The 18,241-nt window shown below is 72.2% G+C and carries 13 protein-coding genes; 5 read left to right on the forward strand and 8 right to left on the reverse strand.

The window, feature by feature from the left end:
• Positions 1-71 precede the first annotated feature (71 nt).
• The gene (locus tag ACLQ28_RS16340) at positions 72-1,091 is read left to right on the forward strand and encodes a LacI family DNA-binding transcriptional regulator (RefSeq protein WP_425687110.1); all 1,020 of its coding nucleotides are present in this window, start codon (positions 72-74) and stop codon (positions 1,089-1,091) included.
• Positions 1,092-1,113: 22 nt separating this feature from the next.
• On the opposite strand, the gene ACLQ28_RS16345 is transcribed toward ACLQ28_RS16340, so the two are convergent.
• Positions 1,114-3,507 carry an EAL domain-containing protein gene (locus ACLQ28_RS16345; protein ID WP_425687111.1) on the reverse strand — a complete coding sequence of 798 codons (2,394 nt, stop codon included), beginning with the start codon at positions 3,505-3,507 and terminating at the stop codon, positions 1,114-1,116.
• Positions 3,508-3,725: 218 nt separating this feature from the next.
• On the opposite strand from ACLQ28_RS16345, the gene ACLQ28_RS16350 reads away from it, so the two are divergent.
• The gene (locus ACLQ28_RS16350; protein ID WP_425687112.1) at positions 3,726-4,118 is read left to right on the forward strand and encodes a PH domain-containing protein; all 393 of its coding nucleotides are present in this window, start codon (positions 3,726-3,728) and stop codon (positions 4,116-4,118) included.
• On the opposite strand, the gene ACLQ28_RS16355 is transcribed toward ACLQ28_RS16350, so the two are convergent.
• Positions 4,112-5,038 (reverse strand): 2-hydroxyacid dehydrogenase, encoded by a 927-nt coding sequence (locus ACLQ28_RS16355; protein WP_425687113.1) that lies wholly within the window; start codon positions 5,036-5,038, stop codon positions 4,112-4,114. The two genes, ACLQ28_RS16350 and ACLQ28_RS16355, sit on opposite strands and share 7 nt — an antisense overlap.
• A 179-nt stretch (positions 5,039-5,217) precedes the next feature.
• On the opposite strand from ACLQ28_RS16355, the gene ACLQ28_RS16360 reads away from it, so the two are divergent.
• The 3 genes from ACLQ28_RS16360 (at position 5,218) to ACLQ28_RS16370 (ending at position 8,403) form a co-directional block, all read left to right on the forward strand.
• A complete protein-coding gene (locus tag ACLQ28_RS16360) occupies positions 5,218-5,460 on the forward strand; it encodes a SpoIIE family protein phosphatase (RefSeq protein WP_425687114.1) in 243 nt (80 codons plus the stop codon).
• Between the two features lie 92 nt (positions 5,461-5,552).
• Positions 5,553-6,725 carry a PQQ-dependent sugar dehydrogenase gene (locus ACLQ28_RS16365; RefSeq protein ID WP_425687115.1) on the forward strand — a complete coding sequence of 391 codons (1,173 nt, stop codon included), beginning with the start codon at positions 5,553-5,555 and terminating at the stop codon, positions 6,723-6,725.
• A 61-nt stretch (positions 6,726-6,786) separates the two neighbouring features.
• The gene (locus ACLQ28_RS16370) at positions 6,787-8,403 is read left to right on the forward strand and encodes a metallophosphoesterase (protein ID WP_425687116.1); all 1,617 of its coding nucleotides are present in this window, start codon (positions 6,787-6,789) and stop codon (positions 8,401-8,403) included.
• 36 nt (positions 8,404-8,439) lie between these two features.
• On the opposite strand, the gene ACLQ28_RS16375 is transcribed toward ACLQ28_RS16370, so the two are convergent.
• The 6 genes from ACLQ28_RS16375 to ACLQ28_RS16400 form a co-directional block, all read right to left on the reverse strand.
• Positions 8,440-9,417, reverse strand: coding sequence for a phosphotransferase family protein (locus ACLQ28_RS16375; RefSeq protein WP_425687117.1), 978 nt, complete (start codon positions 9,415-9,417; stop codon positions 8,440-8,442).
• Positions 9,418-9,622: 205 nt separating this feature from the next.
• Complete coding sequence (locus tag ACLQ28_RS16380) at positions 9,623-11,980, reverse strand: transketolase-like TK C-terminal-containing protein (RefSeq protein WP_425687118.1); 2,358 nt, start codon at positions 11,978-11,980, stop codon at positions 9,623-9,625.
• Positions 11,981-12,096: 116 nt separating this feature from the next.
• The gene (gatB, locus tag ACLQ28_RS16385) at positions 12,097-13,596 is read right to left on the reverse strand and encodes an Asp-tRNA(Asn)/Glu-tRNA(Gln) amidotransferase subunit GatB (protein WP_425687119.1); all 1,500 of its coding nucleotides are present in this window, start codon (positions 13,594-13,596) and stop codon (positions 12,097-12,099) included.
• Between the two features lie 13 nt (positions 13,597-13,609).
• A complete protein-coding gene (gatA, locus tag ACLQ28_RS16390) occupies positions 13,610-15,085 on the reverse strand; it encodes an Asp-tRNA(Asn)/Glu-tRNA(Gln) amidotransferase subunit GatA (protein WP_425687120.1) in 1,476 nt (491 codons plus the stop codon).
• Positions 15,082-15,387, reverse strand: coding sequence for an Asp-tRNA(Asn)/Glu-tRNA(Gln) amidotransferase subunit GatC (gatC, locus tag ACLQ28_RS16395; RefSeq protein ID WP_053659512.1), 306 nt, complete (start codon positions 15,385-15,387; stop codon positions 15,082-15,084). The genes gatA and gatC overlap by 4 nt, the downstream gene beginning before the upstream one ends.
• A 157-nt stretch (positions 15,388-15,544) precedes the next feature.
• The gene (locus ACLQ28_RS16400; protein ID WP_425687121.1) at positions 15,545-18,130 is read right to left on the reverse strand and encodes a putative bifunctional diguanylate cyclase/phosphodiesterase; all 2,586 of its coding nucleotides are present in this window, start codon (positions 18,128-18,130) and stop codon (positions 15,545-15,547) included.
• Positions 18,131-18,241: the final 111 nt, after the last annotated feature.

Consider the following 18,241-nt stretch of genomic DNA (forward strand, 5'->3'; position numbering starts at 1 on the left):
CCGGATAAGCTAAGCCACCGTACGGTTCGGATTCCGGACGGTCAACGGTCAGAGAGCGAAGGAGCACGCCGGTGAAGCGGCCGACCATCGCCGACGTCGCCCGGCACGCCGGGGTGTCCAAGGGCGCCGTGTCGTACGCGCTGAACGGGCAGCCCGGCGTCTCCGAGGCCACCCGGCAACGCATCCTGGCCATCGCCACCGAGATCGGGTTCAGCCCGAGCAGCGCTGCCCGCGCCCTCTCCGCCGCCGCCGCCGGGGCGGTCGGTCTGGCCCTGTGCCGACCGGCCCGGATCCTCGGCATCGAGCCGTTCTTCATGGCGCTGATCAGTGGCGTCGAGGCCGAACTCTCCGCCCGCTCATACGCGCTGACCCTCCAGGTGGTGGCCGACCCCGACGCCGAGATCGCGGTCTACCGACGCTGGTGGGGCGAACGTCGGGTGGACGGGGTGCTCGTCTGCGACCTGCGCACCGACGACCGTCGCATCCCCGCACTCGAGCAGTTGCAACTGCCGGCGGTGGTGATCGGCGGGCCCGGCGGCACCGGCGACCTGGGCAGTCTCTGGTCCGACGATGAGGCCGCGTTGACCGAGACGGTGGAATACCTGGTCGCGCTCGGGCACCGAAGGATCGCCCGGGTCGGCGGCCTGCCACACCTGCGGCACACCGAGATCCGTACCGACGCCTTCGCCGCGCTCTGCCAGCGGCTCGGCCTGGTCGACGCGGTCACCGTCTCCTCCGACTACACCGGCGAGGAGGGTGGTCGGGTCACCCGCCGGCTGCTCAGCTCCATCAACCGGCCCACCGCCGTCATCTACGACAACGACGTGATGGCCATCGCCGGGCTCTCCGTCGCCCAGGAGATGGGGCTCACCGTGCCCGGCGATCTGTCCATCGTGGCCTGGGACGACTCACCACTGTGCCGCCTGGTGCACCCGCCACTGACCGCGCTAGGCCGGGACATCCCGGCGTACGGCGCGCACGCCGCCCGGCAACTGCTCGCCGTCATCGCCGGACAGCCCGCGAGCCGGGTGCAGGACGAGACGCCACACCTCACACCACGCGGCAGCACCGCCCCGCCCCGGGAGAGGTGAACCGGTTCACCTCTCCCGGCGCTCAGCGGGACGCCGAGGGAAACTCCTCGAAGTACGCCTCGACCCGCTCGGCCGTCGCCGGACGGGCCAGCGCGAACCCCTGCCCGTATCGGCAGCCGCCCTGGCGCGCCCCCTCGACCTGGCTCGACGACTCCAACTCCTCGGCGACGATCTCGACGCCCAGCCGCTCGCCGACGTTGACCACCACGTCGATCAGCGGTGGCTGCCCGTCCGGCCGTGCGCCCACCAACTCCGGGCCCACCTTGAGCAGGTCGATCGGCAGACGGCGCAGCTGCGCCAGCGAGGCGTGCTCGGCCCGGAAGTCGTCCAACGCGGTGCGTACGCCCAGCGACCGCAGCCCGGCCAGCCGGGCCACCACGGTCGGCAGGTCACCCGCGACCCTCGGCTCGCTCACCTCCACCACCAGCCGTTCCGGGGGCACCCCGTACGCGGCCAGCACGGCTGCCGCCCGCTGGACGAAGTCCGGGGTGGTCAGCTCCCGGGTCGTGACGTTTACCGCCATCCACAACTCACGGACGCCCACCGCCCAGTCGGACAACTGCCGGCAGGCCCGGTCCAGGACCCACCATTCCAACTCGCCGACCAGATCCAGATCCTCGGCGACCGGTAGCAACTCGGCCGGAAGCACCGTGCCGAGCACCGGGCTCCGCCAGCGCAGCAGCGCCTCCGCGCCGACCGGCTGCCCGTCCGCCAGGTCGAGCACCGGCTGGTAGACGAGGTCCAGCTCGCCACGCGCCACCGCACCAGGAAGTTCGCGTTCCAGGTCGAGCCGGCGAACCAGCTGTTCCTCCAGGAACGCGTCGTACCACTCGACCCGGTCCCGCCCCAGCTGCACGGCCCGTCGTCGGGCCAGCTCGGCCTGCCGAAGCACGTCCGCCGGCCGCTCACCGTTCACCTCGGCCAGCCCGATGCTGGTCTGCACGCGTCGCACCGAACCAGCCACCTCAAAGGGCGGGGCGAGCGCGGTCAACAGCCGGGTGCCCAGCGCGTACGCCAGCACCGGGCCGGCTGCCGTGACCACGGCGAAGCCGGTGCCCGTGCACCCGGTGACCAGATCGTCGGAGGCGATGACCGCACGGGCCCGGAGCACCGCCTCGGCCAGCACGTCCTCCCGTGCGGTCGGGCCGATCCCGTCGGTGCCATGCAGGTCCACCAGCAGCAGCGCGCCGGACGGCACCGGCACGTCGCCGATCGCGGCGAGGGCGTCCAGCAAGGCTGCGCGGTCGCCCGGAGAACCGCCCCCGGCCACAACGGGCCGCCGGGCGAGCGCCGGCCAGGCGGTACCGCCATCCGGCGACCACGCCGAGCTGGCACCGGCCGGGCCATCCAGGTCACCGGTGCTGCCGGAGTGGGCGTTCGCGGGCTGCGCAAGTGCGTGATCTGACGTGCCCAGCCACCGTGGTTGCGCCGCATGGCGGTGCCGGACCGTGTTGCCGGCAAGTCGGCGATGCGCGGCGCGCCGTTCGGAGACGGGCACCTCGGCTGCGCGTAGCAGCTCGCGCAGCACCAGGGGCGGCACCGCGGCCAGGGCCAACAACACGCTCGTCGGGTCTGTCGCGCGGCCGGCACCCAGGTGCAGGCCCGCCACCAGCAGCAGCACCGCCGCTGGGAGCACCGACCGGGGCCAGGCCGGAGCGATCGGCTCCGCCGGCTGATGATCGCCCGCGTCCGCCGCGTCGACCGCGCCCACCGCGACGAGCAGCATCCCGAGCACCAGCGGGGGTACGGCCAGCAGGGCCACCCGCCCGGCCGGCATGGACAGCAGCGTGGCCAGCAGCACCAGCCCGCCCAGGGTGAGCAGGACACCGCCGCGGCATACCGCCGCTCCCGAGCGACGCCGCGGCCCGGCGAACGCGTTGAGTGCGGCCATGCCCAGCCCACCGAGCGCCAACGCCGCGACCAGTCGGACCGAGACCGGCAGGCCGTCACGGGGCAGCAGCAGCCAACCGGCGAGGGCCAGCCCGACGGCCGGGCCGGTCGACTCGACCAGCCAGCGCAGCCGGACCCCCGCCGACGGGCGTGTGCGGCCGGCAAGCCGGCACAGCCCGGTCACGGAGAGTGCCGCCACGACCAGCGACCCGACCAGCACGGCAGACGTGTGCCCGCCGTCGGCCAGTGGCAGCACGACGGCGGTCAGACCGGCCGCCACCACCGCCGCGTCGAGCAGCACGCCCGCCGTACGCGGTGACGAATCGGTGCAGCGCCGGGAGGCCAGTCGGGCCAGCCGCAGGCCGGCGAGCGTGGCACCGGCGCCGGCAGCAAGCGAGATCACCACCGGCGTGGGGACCAGATCGGCGGCACCGGCGAGGAGGAGCAGCGCCACCGCCGTGGACGTGGCGGTTTCCGGTGCCACCCGGCGGGGGACAAGGACGCGGAACGGGTACGCGAGGAGCACAGCGGTCGCCTTCGTGAGGGGGCACGGGGGCGGTGCGACGGTCCGGGACATCGGGCATTGCTGATCCGCTGTCCAACAACTGGCAACGATCGGCGGCAGGATCGGTTACGTGTCCATCACGCAGAGGGGACAACGACCCGTGTCACTGTACGACGCACTCCGCCCTGCTGGCACCGCCCGGCGCGAGCCGGACCGGACGAGGGTGGGATCATCGGAGGGTGAGTAAGCCCGACACGGTCCGCTTCCGGTACAACCAAGCCATCCTGGTCGCCGCGGTCATCGCCTTCATCGGTGCCCTGCCGCTGGCCAACGCCCGAACCTACCTGCTGCCGGTGCTGCTCCTCCCGCTCGCCGTCGCGGTGTGGGCCTGGCGGGCTGGCACCGACGCCGACGCGCGGCAGCTACGCGTACGAGCGCTGGTCGGGCAACGCCGGATCGACTGGGACCAGGTCCTCGAGCTGACCACCGACCAGCGCGGACGGGCCGTCGCCCGGCTCGACGACGGCCAGCAGGTCACCCTGCCGGCCGTACGCAGCGTTGACCTGCCCCGCCTGGTGTCGGCCACCGGCCAGCCCCTCCCGGACGATACGACTGAGGCAGCCGATCAGTAGCCGTCGACCACCGTGTTGATCAGCGGCTGTCCGGCGGCGAACCGGCGTACCTGGTCACCCACCAGTCGGTAGGCCCGCGGCAGCAGACCGCGCACCGCCCCGGCGACGTGCGGGGTGAGCAGCACGTTCGGCATCGCCCAGAGCGGAGAGTCGGCGGGCAGCGGCTCCGGGTCGGTAACGTCCAGCGCGGCCGAGATCCGACCGGTGCCCAGCTCGGCGACGAGCGCCTCGGTGTGGGCCACCGGCCCCCGGGCAGCGTTGACCAGCAGCGCCCCGTCCGGCATCGCGGCCAGGAACTCCTTGTCGATCAGGCCACGGGTCTGGTCGGTGAGCGGCACCAGCACCACCACCACGTCCGCCTCGGGCAGCAGCCGGGGCAACTCCTCGACGGCGTGCACGCCCTGCTCCGGACGGGCCGTCCTCGCGACCAGGGTGAAGCTCACCTCGAAGGCGGCAAGACGGTCGCGTACGGCGGTGCCGATCGAACCCGCACCGACGATGAGCACCCGCTTTCCGGTCAGCTCGTCGGTCGGGGTGTTCCCCGCGTTCGCCCAGCGCCCTTCGGCCTGTGCACGGACGAACGTCGGGAACGCCCGCAGCTGGGCGAGGATCGCGGTGACGACCCACTCGGCGGTGGACGGGTCGTGCACACCCCGGGCGTCGCAGAGCGTGACACCTGGCGGCGTACGCCCGGCCCAGGCATCCGCCCCGGCGGAGAGCAACTGCACCACCGAGAGGTCGGGCAGCTCACGCAGCAGCGCGGGCCCATCCGTGCCGCCCAGGAACGGCGGCACCCAGAAGCGGACGTCGGCCACCTCCGAGGGCATCCGGTCGGCGTGCTCAAACACCTCCACCGTCACGTCCGGGGGCAACTCGCCCATGAGGTTCAGGCCGGCGGGGTGCGGGATCCATACCTTCACGTCAGCCGACGATAGTCCCCGACTCAGCGGCCGGTGCGGGCACGGCCGTGAACCGGCGTGCCGGGGGATGGCGCGCGGAGCCAGGGCGGGCGAGACTCAGCACACCGACGTTCGACCCGGGCCTGGACGAGGTATAACGAAGGGTCGGAGGGCCGGTCGGCCTCCGCCCCAGCAGACAGGTGCTCGATGACCGACGGCTCCCCCGCGTTCGGGGCAACCCGGCCATCGGCGACACCCTGCTGCTCTACACCGACGGGCTGATCGAGCGGCGGGACCGGTCCATCGACGAGGGGCTGGCCGAGCTGGTGGACCGGCTGACCGGCACCGACTCGCTGCCCCTCGACGAGCTGTGCGACCTGCTGCTCGCCTCGATCCGTCACCGTGAGGACGACACCGCGCTGCTGGCCGTACGGGCACGGTGAGCGGTCCACCGGGGACCACCGGCAGGGGTCACCCGCACCCCGTCGGATTCGACGGGCCCGGCCGGGCCGTCCGGCGGGCTACCCTGGGCCGGGTGAGAGCCCGTCCCCCGTACCCTCGCATCCCTCGCCTCCGGGTGGCCCTCGCGGCGTCCTGCGCGGCGCTGTTGTTCACCGCCGGTTGCAGCTTCGGCGAACCGGAGCCCGATCCGGCCGGCGAGCCGCCCAACCTGCCAACCCCGTCCGCGTCGGCGAACCCCGGCGGCGCCGGTCAGCAGGCGGTGGCGACGGTGCTCGCCAAGGGTTTACGGGTGCCCTGGGGCATCGCCTTCCTGCCGGACGGCGGCGCACTCGTCACCGAACGCGACAACGGCCGGATCGTGCAGGTCGGCCCCGATTCCGGGCCGGACGGGCTGCGGGTCCGCCCGGTGCAGACGATCCCCGACGTGGCGGCGGCCGGCGAGGGCGGCCTGCTCGGCATCGCCGTCTCCCCCGACTACGCCCGAGACCGGACGATCTTCGTCTACTACACCGCCGAGCAGGACAACCGGGTCGTCCGGCTGCAACTCGGCGGGCAGCCCACCCCGATCCTCACCGGCATCCCGAAGGCCAACGTGCACAACGGCGGCGGGCTGGGTTTCGGCCCGGACGGGCAGCTGTACGTGAGCACGGGTGACGCCGGTCAGCGCCCCCTCTCCCAGGACGTGAAAAGCCTCGGCGGCAAGATCCTCCGGATCACCCCGGACGGCAAGCCCGCCACGGGCAACCCGTACCCCGGTTCTCCGGTCTGGTCGCGGGGCCACCGCAACGTCCAGGGCTTCACCTGGGACGCCGCCAAGCGGATGTACGCCGTCGAGTTCGGCCAGAACACCTGGGACGAGATCAACCAGATCACCAAGGGCGGCAACTACGGCTGGCCGGACGTCGAGGGGCGGGCCGGCGACAAGCGGTTCACCGACCCGATCACGCAGTGGGGGACCGAGGACGCCTCCTGCTCCGGTCTGGCGTCGGCGGACCGGCTGCTGGTCACCGGCTGCCTGCGCGGCAAGCGTCTCTGGGTGATGGAGTTGACCGACACCGGCACGCTGCTCGGTCAACCCAGTGAACTGCTCACCAACCGGTACGGCCGGCTGCGCGCGGTAGCCGCGGCACCGGACGGATCGCTCTGGGTGAGCACCTCCAACCACGACGGGCGGGGCAACCCGGCAGGCGACGACGACCGGCTCCTGCGGGTGGTCTTCGCGGGCGGCGACGGCGGCCGCAGCTGACGTTCGTCACCATCCGTTCAGGTTTGCCAAGATCTTCCGACGGGCAGGTCAGACTTTCAGCATGGACGGGCAGCGCGACGAGCAGCACGACGACGCCAGTGACCGGGACGACCCGGTGACCGGTGACGATCGGCCGCGCCCGACGCGCTCGTGGCTCAGCACCGCCGGCCCGCTGCGCCGCATCGGACTGGTCGTCGCCGTCCTCGCCGTGGCCCTGGCCGGGGCGGTGCTCGGGGTGCTGGCCGGCGGTCAGGTGGACACCGACATCGGGCCGTTCCGGGCCAACCTCAGCATCACCCCCGCCCGTGACGGCGGCACCACCGTCGACATACCGCCGCTCGGTGCGCTGCTGCTCGACAGCCACGACGGGCCGACCCACCTCACCGTACGGCTGGGCGCACTCGACCAGGGGCGCACCGAGGCACTGATCGACGACCCGGCCAGCATCAGCCGGGCCAGCCAGAGCGCGGTGGAGGACGTCCGCTCCGGCGTGCTGCGCCTCGGCCTGCGGACCCTCGGCGCGTCGGTGCTGGCCACCCTCATCCTGGCCGGGCTGATCTTCCGCAACGCCCGACGAACGGCCTGGGCGGGCGGGCTGGCGCTGCTGGTCACCGCCGGCAGCCTCGGCACGGCGGCGGCCACCCTGCGTCCGCAGGCGATCGAGGAGCCACGCTACGAGGGGCTGCTGGTCAACGCGCCGGCCATCGTCGGTGACGCCCGCCGGATCGCCAACGACTACACCAAGTACGCGGAACAGTTGCAGCGCCTGGTGGGCAACGTCAGCCAGCTCTACACCACAGTCTCGGCGCTTCCGCTGTTGGAGCCGACCCCGGGCACCACCCGGGTCCTGCACGTCTCCGACATGCACCTCAACCCGACCGGCTGGCAGCTGATCCGGACGGTCGTGGAGCAGTTCGGCATCGACGTGGTGATCGACACCGGGGACATCACCGACTGGGGCAGCGAGCCGGAGGCGTCCTTCGTCGCCTCGATCGGCCTACTGAAAAAGCCGTACGTCTTCATCCGGGGTAACCACGACTCGGGTCGGACCGCCGCCGCGGTGGCCCGCCAGCCGAACGCGATCGTGTTGAACAACTCGACGACGACCGTCGCGGGGCTGACCATCGCCGGCATCGGCGACCCGCGCTTCACCCCGGACAAGAACACCTCCCCCGCCGGCAGCGGGTTGACCCAGCAGGTGGCCGACCAGGTGATCGGGGTCGGCAACCAGCTTGCCGCGACGGTCCGCAACTCGCCACGGCCGGTCAACATCGCCCTCGTGCACGACCCGGCGTCGGCCGGGCCACTCGCCGGCGCCTGCCCGCTGGTGCTGGCCGGGCACACCCACGCACGGCAGGTGTCCCGGTTGCCCCAGGCGCCCGGCCAGCAGCCCACCGCACTGATGGTCGAGGGCTCCACCGGTGGCGCGGGCCTGCGCGGCCTGGAAGGCGAGAAACCCACTCCGCTGACGATGACGGTTCTCTACTTCGACCAGCAGAAGATGCTCCAGGCGTACGACGACATCACCGTGGGCGGCACCGGCCAGTCCCAGGTCAACCTGGAGCGGCACGTGGTGGCCGATCCGGCGCAGGGCGCCCCGGCGTCGGTCACCCCGACGCCGACCGGGGGCGCACCGGAGTCACCCGGGCCGCTGCCGAGCCCGACCCCGACCGGCTGATCCTGGCCGTGGCGCGAACGGCTTTCGCGGGAGCTGTCACAGCGCGGCGAGTGCTTTGCTGATGTTCCACTCGGCTAGATCGAGCATCCACTGCCTGTTCGGGAAGTCGGTGTCGGCAATGCGAAGGGGGCCGTCGATCAGGGACAACACCTGCGCATACCGGTAGAAGTCAAGTCTGTGGGGATCGAGGTCCACTGGGCGCAGGGCCGGGTAAGCGTCGCCGAAGCGCATCTGAAGCCAGGCATGGTCCCACTCGACGTCGAAGTAGGCGAGACCTTCAATGTCGATCACGGCGCCTTCGCCGTCGGGTGTGACAAGCACGTGATCCGGTCCGAGTTCGCCGTGCACCAGGCCGTACGCCTGGCGGGCCGTAACCGCGCCGTGCAGGTGACGCACATGATCAGCGATCTGGTCGTGTGCGTCGGAGAGCCGGACGTCGCGAGCCGCCGCCGCGGCGAGGTGGCCGAGCGCCCGGTCGGCGATGATGTCCTCGGTGCGTCGGGTCTGGGGCGCCTCGCCACGGGCGACAGCGGCGAGCTTGCCGTAGTGCGGGCCCTGCGTGGTGTGCATCCGGCGCAGGGCCTCACCCAGGTTGGACAGCGGGGTGGCGGCTGCGGCCCGGTCGCCCTCTATCAAGGCTTCAAGCGTCGTCGCGCCGACGTCCTCCACCAGCGCGATGTCGGAGTCCAGATAACGGCCGTCGCGGTCGAGCATCAGCAGCCGGGGGGTCCGCACGCCCGCAGCGGCGAGTGCCGCGTGGTTGACGGCGAACAATTCCGCGCCCGACGCGTGAGCGAACGGGTCGTCCGGAACAGTGGGTGACGGCGGCCAGTAGTCCTCGCCGGCCGCCCACACATAGAGGATCACCGTGGTCAGGTCATCCAACCGAAGCCGGTAGACGCCTTTCTTGCTGCCGCCGGTCGGCCGGTCCAGGGCAGCGAGCTTGCGGTCAGCGCCGAACTCTTGCGCCACCAGTTCGCGTACGTCGTCCGGCTGCAGAAACGCCCGTGTCATGGTCGCCTTTCAGGACGGGGCCGGAGTTGCGGCGAAGGGCGCTGGCCATCCGCTTTGGCTGCCCACCAGGTCGATGTGCTGTGGAGCGGTATACCTCAGGGTCATATTTATGACTCTGAGGTATACCGCTCATTACCGCATCCGCCCCAGGAAGGTGACCGACGGTCACCGCCGGCACTGGGCTTCGCCCACCGGCCCAGTCCGGTCAGCGTAGGGCGATGGCGGCCAGAGCGGCGTTGACGATGCTGCCGGGCAGCAGGTCGTGCAACTCGTACAGTTCGGTGACGCTGCCGGACTGGCCGAACTCGTCCACGCCGAGCGGCACCGCCGGCGCGCCGAGCGCCGACCCGAGCCAGGCCATCGCGTGCGACGCGGCGTCGTGCACGGTCACCACCGGCACCCGGCCGGCGAACGCGGACCGCAGCGCGCCCGGCACGCTGGGCACCGTGGCCGTGCGTACGCCCTGACGCAGGGTGCGCTGCCAGGCCCGGTAGAGCCGGTCCAGCGAGGTCACGTCCACCACGTGCGCGGCGACGCCCTCCTCGGCGAGCTCCGCCGCGGCGGTCAGCACCTCGGGCAGCACCGCACCGGAGGCGGCCAGTTGCACCACCGGGGCGTCGGCCAGGTGCGGGTACGCCTGGTGTGCGTCGACGAGCCGGTACGCCCCGGCGACCACCTGCCGGCGCAGAACCGCGTCGCCGAGCCGGGCCCGGGCGGCCTCGAACGGCGTCTGGTCCAGCGGACGGGTGCTCAGCCGGAAGTAGTACGCGCCGTCCTCGGCGGGTGCGGCGGTCGCGGCCGGAGCCGAACCGCCCGCGATCTGCCCCAGCGCGTCGCAGAGCAGCCAGTCCAGGCTCGCCGCGTACGCCGGCTCGACGAAGGTCACCCCGGGCAGTTCCAGGCCGACCGAAGCGGTAATGGTCGACTGGTGGGCGCCGCCCTCCGGTGCGAGGGTGATGCCGGACGGGGTGCCGGCCACCACGAACCGGGAGCCGGAGTACGTGCCGTAGAGGAACGCGTCGAGGCCCCGCAGCACGAACGGGTCGTAGACCGTGCCCACCGGCAGCAGCGGCTGCCCGGACAGGTCCCACGACAGGCCCAGCTGGCCGAGCAGCAGGAACAGGTTCATCTCCGAGATGCCCAGCTCGATGTGCTGCCCAGCGGGGCTCTGGATCCAGCGCAGCATCCGATCCTCGGACCAGGACCGCTGCTCGGTCGGGGCGAACACGCCGGTCTTGTTGATGAACCCGGCCAGGTTGGTGGAGGTGGCCACATCGGGGGCGGTGGTGACCAGGTAGCGGCCCACCTCCCGGTCCCGAGCCAGTTCCACGAGCACCCGACCGAACACCTCCTGCGTGGAGATCGGCTTGGTTGCGCGTACTCCCGTGCTTTCCGGGACGGCGACGCCCAGCGCACGCTCACGGGGCGCGCGGGACAGCGCCTCCCGGCGGGCACCGGCCCGGATGCCGGCGGGTGACGCCGGGTCGAGGCGGTCCCACTCGGTCTCGGTGGTCAACCCCTGCGCGGCGCGCAGCGTGTCGACCTGCTCGGAGCTGAGCAGCGCGGAATGGTTGCGCGGGTTGCCGGCGATAGGCAGACCCCACCCCTTGACGGTGTACGCGAAGACGACGCTCGGACGGTCGATGACGGCGTCGCACTGGGCGTACGCGTCAAGCATCGCCTGCAGGTCGTGCCCGCCCAGGTCGGTGACGAGCGGGCGCAGCTCCTCGTCGTCGATGCCCGCCACGAAGGCCTCTACCTCGGCCGGCGCACCCTCCAGGAACTGCTTACGCAGCAGCGGGCCGTTCAGCCCGAACAGCGACTGGTACTGCTCGTTCGGCATCGCGTCGATCCAGTCGCGCAACGCCTCGCCACCCGGCCGGGCGTACGCCTCGGCGAGCCGACGCCCGTACTTGACCTCCACGACGTGCCAGCCGGCCGCCTCGAACTGGCCCCGCCACTGGTTGATCCGGATGCCCGGCACCACGCGGTCCAGCGACTGGCGGTTGAAGTCGACAAGCCACATGACGTTGCCCAGCCCGGTGGTGGCGGGGTCGGCGACCGCCTCCCAGATGTTGCCCTCGTCCAGCTCGGCATCGCCGATCAGCGCCACGAACCGGGAGTGCGGGCGGGCCCCGAAGTGCGCGTCGACGTAACGCCGGGTGGCGGCGGCGAAGAGCGGCGCCGCCGCGCCCAGCCCGACCGAACCGGTGGAGAAGTCCACCTCGTCCGGGTCCTTCGTCCGCGACGGGTACGACTGGAGGCCGCCACGAGCCCGCAGCCGGGGCAGGTAGGAGCGGTCCAGGTTGCCGAGCAGGTATTGGATGGCGTGGAACACCGGGGAGGCGTGCGGCTTGACGGCCACCCGGTCCTCGGCGTCCAGGTGCGCGAACCAGAGCGCGGTCATCGCCGTGACCAGGGAGGCGCTGGACGCCTGGTGGCCGCCGACCTTCACACCGTCACCGGTGGCCCGGTCGTGGTTGGCGGCGTCGACGATCCGGGTGGCGAGCCAGAGCACCCGCCGCTGGATCTCATCGAGGACATCGAGGTCGTGCTTGGTCACAGTGGCTCCATTCGGGCGTCGTCGTTGACGCCCTCGCGAGGGGTGCGGAACACGCGGGGGAATGCGGCGAACCGGCCGGGGGCGACGTGTCGCCCCCGGCCGGTTCGCCCTACCGGTCAGCCCTGGACGCCGAGGCGCTCCAGGATCAGCTCACGCAGGGTCTTCGCGTCGGCCTGGCCCCGGGTGGTCTTCATGACCGCGCCGACCAGAGCGCCGACCGCCGCGACCTTGCCGCTGCGGATCTTGTCGGCGATGCCGGGGTTCGCGGCGATCGCCTCGTCCACGGCCGCGGTGAGCGCGCCGGTGTCCGAGACGACCTCCAGGCCCCGGTTGGTCATGATCTCGGTGGGCGAGCCCTCACCGTCGACCACGCCCTCCAGCACCGTACGGGCCATCTTGTCGTTGAGCTTGCCGGCATCGACCAGCCCCTGCAGCTCGGCGACCTGGGCGGGGGTGGCCCCGATCTCGGCCAGCTCCACGCCACTCTCGTTGGCCCGGCGGGACAGCTCACCCAGCCACCACTTGCGGGCCGCGGCCGGGGTGGTGCCGGCGGCCACGGTGGCCTCGATCAGCTCGACCGCGCCGGCGTTCAACACCGACTGCATGTCCAGGTCGGACAGGCCCCACTGCTGCTGCAGCCGACGCCGGTGGACCCGAGGCAACTCCGGCAGGGCGGCCTTCAGCTCAGCGACCCAAGCCGGGTCCGGAGCGATCGGCACCAGATCCGGCTCCGGGAAGTACCGGTAGTCGGTGGCCGTCTCCTTCGAGCGCCCGGGGGTGGTGTCGCCGGTGTCCTCGTGGAAGTGCCGGGTCTCCTGCGTGATCCGACCGCCCGCGTCCAGCACCGACGCCTGCCGCAGCATCTCCGAGCGGACCGCCCGCTCCACCGAGCGCAACGAGTTGACGTTCTTCGTCTCGGTGCGGGTGCCCCACTCCTGCCCCGGCAGGTTGAGGGAGGTGTTCACGTCGCAGCGCAGCGAACCCTCCTCCATCCGCACATCGGAAACGCCGAGGGTACGGATCACGTCCCGCAGCTCGGCGACGTACGCCTTGGCCACGTCGGGCGCGAGCGCACCCGTGCCTGGAATGGGCTTGGTGACGATCTCGACAAGCGGAATGCCGGCCCGGTTGTAGTCGACAAGCGACTCGGTCGCACCGTGGATGCGGCCGGTGGCACCACCGACGTGCAGCGTCTTGCCGGTGTCCTCCTCGAGGTGCACCCGCTCGATCTCGATCCGCACCGTCTCGCCGTTGACCTCGACGTCCAGGTAACCGTCGACGCAGATCGGCTCGTCGTACTGGCTGATCTGGAAGTTCTTCGGCATGTCCGGGTAGAAGTAGTTCTTCCGGGCGAAGCGGCACCACTCGGCGATCGAGCAGTTCAGCGCCAGACCGATCCGGATGATCGCCTCGATGGCGGCCTTGTTGGCCACCGGCAACGAGCCGGGCAGCCCCAGGCACACCGGGCAGACCCGGGTGTTCGGCTCGCCGCCGAAGTCCGTCGGGCAGCCGCACCACATCTTGGTGTTCGTCCCCAGCTCGACGTGGGTCTCCAGGCCGATCACCGGTTCGTAGCGCGCGACGACCTCGTCGTACGCGGGCAGCGTCGTCGTCATCTGGGCTCCTGCCTCACAGTGCCGGTGGGGTGAACGTGCCGACCGCGGACTCCAGCGCGGCGGCGACCCGGTACATCCGGTCGTCGGCCATCGTCGGTGCCATCACCTGCAGGCCGACGGGCAGCCCCTCGGAGAGACCGCAGGGCACCGAGATGCCCGGCCCGCCGTACAGGTTGGTCGGAATGGTGAACAGGTCAGCCAGGTACATCTGGTACGGGTCGGCGGTGCGCGCGCCGATCGGGAAGGCCGTGAACGGGGTGGTCGGCGAGATCAGCGCGTCGACCCGCTCGAACGCGGCCGTGAAGTCCCGGGTGATGAGCGTCCGGACCTTCTGCGCCTGGCCGTAGTACGCGTCGTAGTAACCCGACGACAACGCGTACGTGCCGAGCATGATGCGGCGCTTGACCTCGGGACCGAAGCCGGCCTCGCGGGTCAGCGACATGACCTCCTCCAGCGACCGGTTGCCGTCGTCGCCGACCCGCAGGCCGAACCGGACGCCGTCGAACCGGGCCAGGTTGGAGGAGCACTCGCTCGGGGCGATCAGGTAATAGGCCGGCAGCGCGTACGCGAACGTGGGGCAGGAGACCTCCACGATCTCGGCGCCCATCTTGGTCAGCGCGTCCACCGACTCGCGGAACGCGGCCATCACGCCCGGCTCGGCGCCCTCGCCGACGAACTCGCTGACGATGCCGAGCCGCACGCCGGTCAGGTCGCCGGTCGCGCCGAGCTTCGCCGCCGCCACCACGTCCGGCACCGGCTGCGGGATCGAGGTGGAGTCCCGCGGGTCGTGGCCGCCGATCACCTGGTGCAGCAGGGCCGCGTCGAGCACCGTACGCGCGCACGGGCCGGGAGTGTCCAGCGACGAGGAGAAGGCGACCAGCCCGTAGCGGGAGGCGCCGCCATAGGTGGGCTTCGCGCCCACGGTGCCGGTGACCGCGCCGGGCTGGCGGATCGAGCCGCCGGTGTCCGAGCCGATCGCCAGCGGCGCCTCGTACGCGGCCAGCGCGGCGGCGCTGCCACCACCCGAGCCGCCCGGGATCCGGCTCAGGTCCCACGGGTTGTGCGTGGCTCCGTACGCCGAGTATTCGGTGGAAGAGCCCATCGCGAACTCGTCCATGTTGGTCTTGCCGAGCATCACCGTGCCCGCCTCGCGCAGACGCTGCACGATCGTCGCGTCGTACGGCGGGCGCCAGCCCTCCAGGATCTTCGACCCCACGGTGGTCGGCACGCCCCGGGTGGCGAGCACGTCCTTCACCGCGACCGGCACACCGGCCAGCGGGCCAAGCACCTCGCCGGCGGCGCGGCGCTCGTCCACCGCGCGGGCCGCGGCGAGCGCGCCCTCGGTGTCCACGTGCAGGAAGGCGTGCACCCGGTCGTCGACCTCGGTGATCCGGTCCAGGTGCGCCTGGGTCACCTCGACGGCGGAGGTCTCGCCGCCAGCGACCAGGGCCGCGATCTCCGTCGCGGTCATTCTGGTGAGATCGCTCATGACGCCACATCCTCGCTCAGGATCCGCGGTACGCGGAACCGCTGGTCCTCGGCGTCGGGCGCGCCCGACAGCGCCTCCTGCGGGGTCAGGCACGGCGTGACCACGTCCTCGCGGAAGATGTTGGTCAGCGGCACCGAGTGCGAGGTCGGCGGAATGTCCGCGGCAGCGACCTCGCCGACCTGGGCGACCGCCTGGAGGATCACGTCGAGCTGGCCGGCGAAGGTGTCCAGCTCCTCCTCCGTGACGGCGAGCCGCGACAGGCGCGCCAGGTGCGCGACCTCCTCGCGGGAGATGGCGGCCATCCGTGCCCCCTTCTGATGTCCTGCTGGTCGGGCGGTGTGCCGGCCGCGCGATGGGTGGTGCGTGACGCGCGGTGACCGGAGCGAGTCTATTGTTCCGCTCCGGTGCCGCGTCCCCGACTCCCCCTCCGCCGGCCCTCGTGCCGTGTCGGCGGGCGGGTCAGCGGGTGGAACGCCGACCGCCGTCCGGCTCCGGGTGCCCGCCGCTCGGGCGAACCGGCCGGTACCGGGCAAGCCAGGTGACCAACTCCTCGGCGGGCATGGGCCGGGCATAGAACCAGCCCTGAGCAGCGTCGCAGCCCGCGGCGTGCAGCAACCGCCAGGTCCGCTCGTCCTCCACGCCCTCGGCCACCACCCGCAGCCCCAGAGCGCCGGCCAGCTCGATCATCGACCGGACGATCGCCGCGTCGTCGGCGTCCTCGGCCATGCCGAGCACGAACGACCGATCCACCTTCACCTCGGACAGGGGCAACCGGCGCAGGTGCTGCATGGAGGAATACCCGGTGCCGAAATCGTCCAGCGAGATGGCCACCCCGATCCGGTGCAACTGGGAGATGGTGGCCAGCACCCGGCGCGGGTCGGCCATCAACGCGCCTTCGGTGATCTCCACCTGCAGCCGCTCGGCCGGCACCCCGTAACGGGCCAGCCGGTCGGCGATCTGGTCGGCGATCTCGCCGGTGTGCAGGTCGCGCACGCTCACGTTCAACGCCGCGCGCAGACTGATGCCGGCCGCCGACCATTTGGCGATCTGCTCCACCACGTCGTCGACGACCCGCCGGGTCAGCAGCCGCATCACCGCGCTCTGCTCGGCGACCCGGATGAGCTCCTCCGGGTCGACCATGCCCCGTCGCGGGTGCCGCCAGCGCAGTAGGGCCTCGACGCCGACCACCTCGCCGGTCGCGATGGCAATCTGCGGTTGGTAGTACATGGTGATCTCACCGGGGTCGTCAGCCAACTCGCCGGCCCCGTGCGCCCACCCGGTCGATTCGAACGGTTGCGCCGGCGTGCCGGACCCGATGTCCCGCCGCGGCGCGGGACCGCCGTTACCCATCGCGGCCACCCCGCTCGTGTTCGGCGACCGCCCGCCGTTGCCGGCGCCGCGTCGCTCCCGGGGCAGGCCCGGGCGGGTGCCGGTGACCGTGGCACGGGTGTTGCGGCCCCGGATCGGGTCGGCTCCGGTGGCGATCCGGTTGATCAGCTCATCGGCGTGCACCAGCTCCGCGTCGCCGCGCCGACGACGTCCCCACCACCGGCCGCCCGTCGCCGGTGGCGAGGCGATCGCCGGCGCCGGGTCCGTGTGCGGCGAAGCCTCGGCCGGGGTGGGCAGCGCCGCCCCGTCACCGCCACGCACCTCCGCCGTCGCGGCGAGGGGTACGTCGACGCCCAACGGCCCGTCGGCTCGACCCGCCGGCTCAGCGTCGAACGGCCCGTTGGCCGACGGGCTGGCCTCGAGCACGCGGCGCAGGTCGGCGAGGAGGCCGAGCCGCTCCGCGGAGTTGTGGTCGGATTCGGGGGCGTAGACGGCCACCGTGTCGTTGCGGTGCTTGGCGTCGTACATTGCCACGTCGGCATGGCGCATCAGGGTGGCGAAGTCCTCGCCGTGCTCCGGAAAGAGGGCAATCCCGATCGACCCGCCCACGTCCAACGGCAGCCCGTCCAGCGGCACCGGCTCGGCCAGCGCCTGGACCACCCGGTCGGCCAGTTCACGCGCCTGACCGACGCCGGTCAGCCCGGTCATCACGATGGCGAACTCGTCGCCGCCGAGCCGGGCGATCATCTGCGGTCGGGGCTGCACGTCGGTGAGCCGAGCGCTGACCTCGACCAGCAGCCGGTCGCCCACGGCGTGCCCGAGGGCGTCGTTGACGTTCTTGAAACGGTCCAGGTCGATCAGCAGCAGCGCCAACTGCCCGTCAGGTTCGCCGCGGGCCGTCCGCTCGGCATGCAGGTGCACCTGCTCCGCCACCTCGGCCAGCAGAGCCTTGCGGTTGGGCAGCCCGGTCAGCGGGTCGGCGGCGGCGAGGTGCTGCTGCTCGACGGTCAACCGGGCCATCCGATAGACGGCGAAGAGCGGCACCAGCACCAGCGGGATCAGCGCCGCGCTGACCCGCGCGGCGGCGACCAGCACGGGGGCGAGCAGCAGCAGCGAGCCGGTGGAGAGCAACTCGAAGCCGAGGCCCTGACGGAGGGTGGGCCACCACCGGTCACCGAAGCGCAGTCGCACCGCCCAACTGACCAGCCCGTAGTTGACGACGAACCAGGCCAGCGTGGCGCCGCCGACGGCGGCCACGTCGGTCCAGTGCAACCGGCCACCGGAGAAGATGGTGCCCGGCCCGAGCTGGATGACCCCGTACGCGGCGGCGAGGGCACAGGCGTACTGGCCGACGTTGAACGCCGTCCGCCACGCCGCGTGCCGCATCCGCCAGCCCGAGACGACCACCCCGACCGCCTGCACCACCACCGCCGGGCCGAGCCCCCAGCCGAGCAGGATCGCGAAGGTGAAGCAAGTGGACGGGAACACCGCGGAGGTCTGCCGACGCCCTGGCGGGACGAACGGGCGGGCGTCGCAGACCACGGCGAGGGCGGCCATCGTCCAGAACGCCACCGGCAGTCGGGACACCTCACCGGGAAGCGTCGCGATTGGACCGGCGGCGGTCAGCGCGGCGACCACCAGGATGCCGACGACGAAGGCGGCGAACGGTGCCACCCGTCCCGGGGGGAGCGAGTTGCGCGGGTCGGCGACCTCCACCACACCTCCCGACCGACCGTCGGCGTGCCGATGCGCACGCCGTGACCCAATGAAACGCCCTCAGCCCCCGATTTCCCGGTATGACAGTCACGAATCGGTCGTAGTCGTAAT

It is taken from the genome of Micromonospora sp. DT201 (genome assembly GCF_049841575.1).
In the GTDB taxonomy this organism is placed as follows: domain Bacteria; phylum Actinomycetota; class Actinomycetes; order Mycobacteriales; family Micromonosporaceae; genus Micromonospora.

Coding starts and splice junctions, on each gene's coding strand:
- ACLQ28_RS16370 (WP_425687116.1), top strand. CDS start 6,787: ATGGACGGGCAGCGCGACGAGCAGCACGACGACGCCAGTGACCGGGAC.
- ACLQ28_RS16375 (WP_425687117.1), bottom strand. CDS start 9,417: ATGACACGGGCGTTTCTGCAGCCGGACGACGTACGCGAACTGGTGGCG.
- gatB (WP_425687119.1), bottom strand. CDS start 13,596: ATGACGACGACGCTGCCCGCGTACGACGAGGTCGTCGCGCGCTACGAA.
- gatA (WP_425687120.1), bottom strand. CDS start 15,085: ATGAGCGATCTCACCAGAATGACCGCGACGGAGATCGCGGCCCTGGTC.
- gatC (WP_053659512.1), bottom strand. CDS start 15,387: ATGGCCGCCATCTCCCGCGAGGAGGTCGCGCACCTGGCGCGCCTGTCG.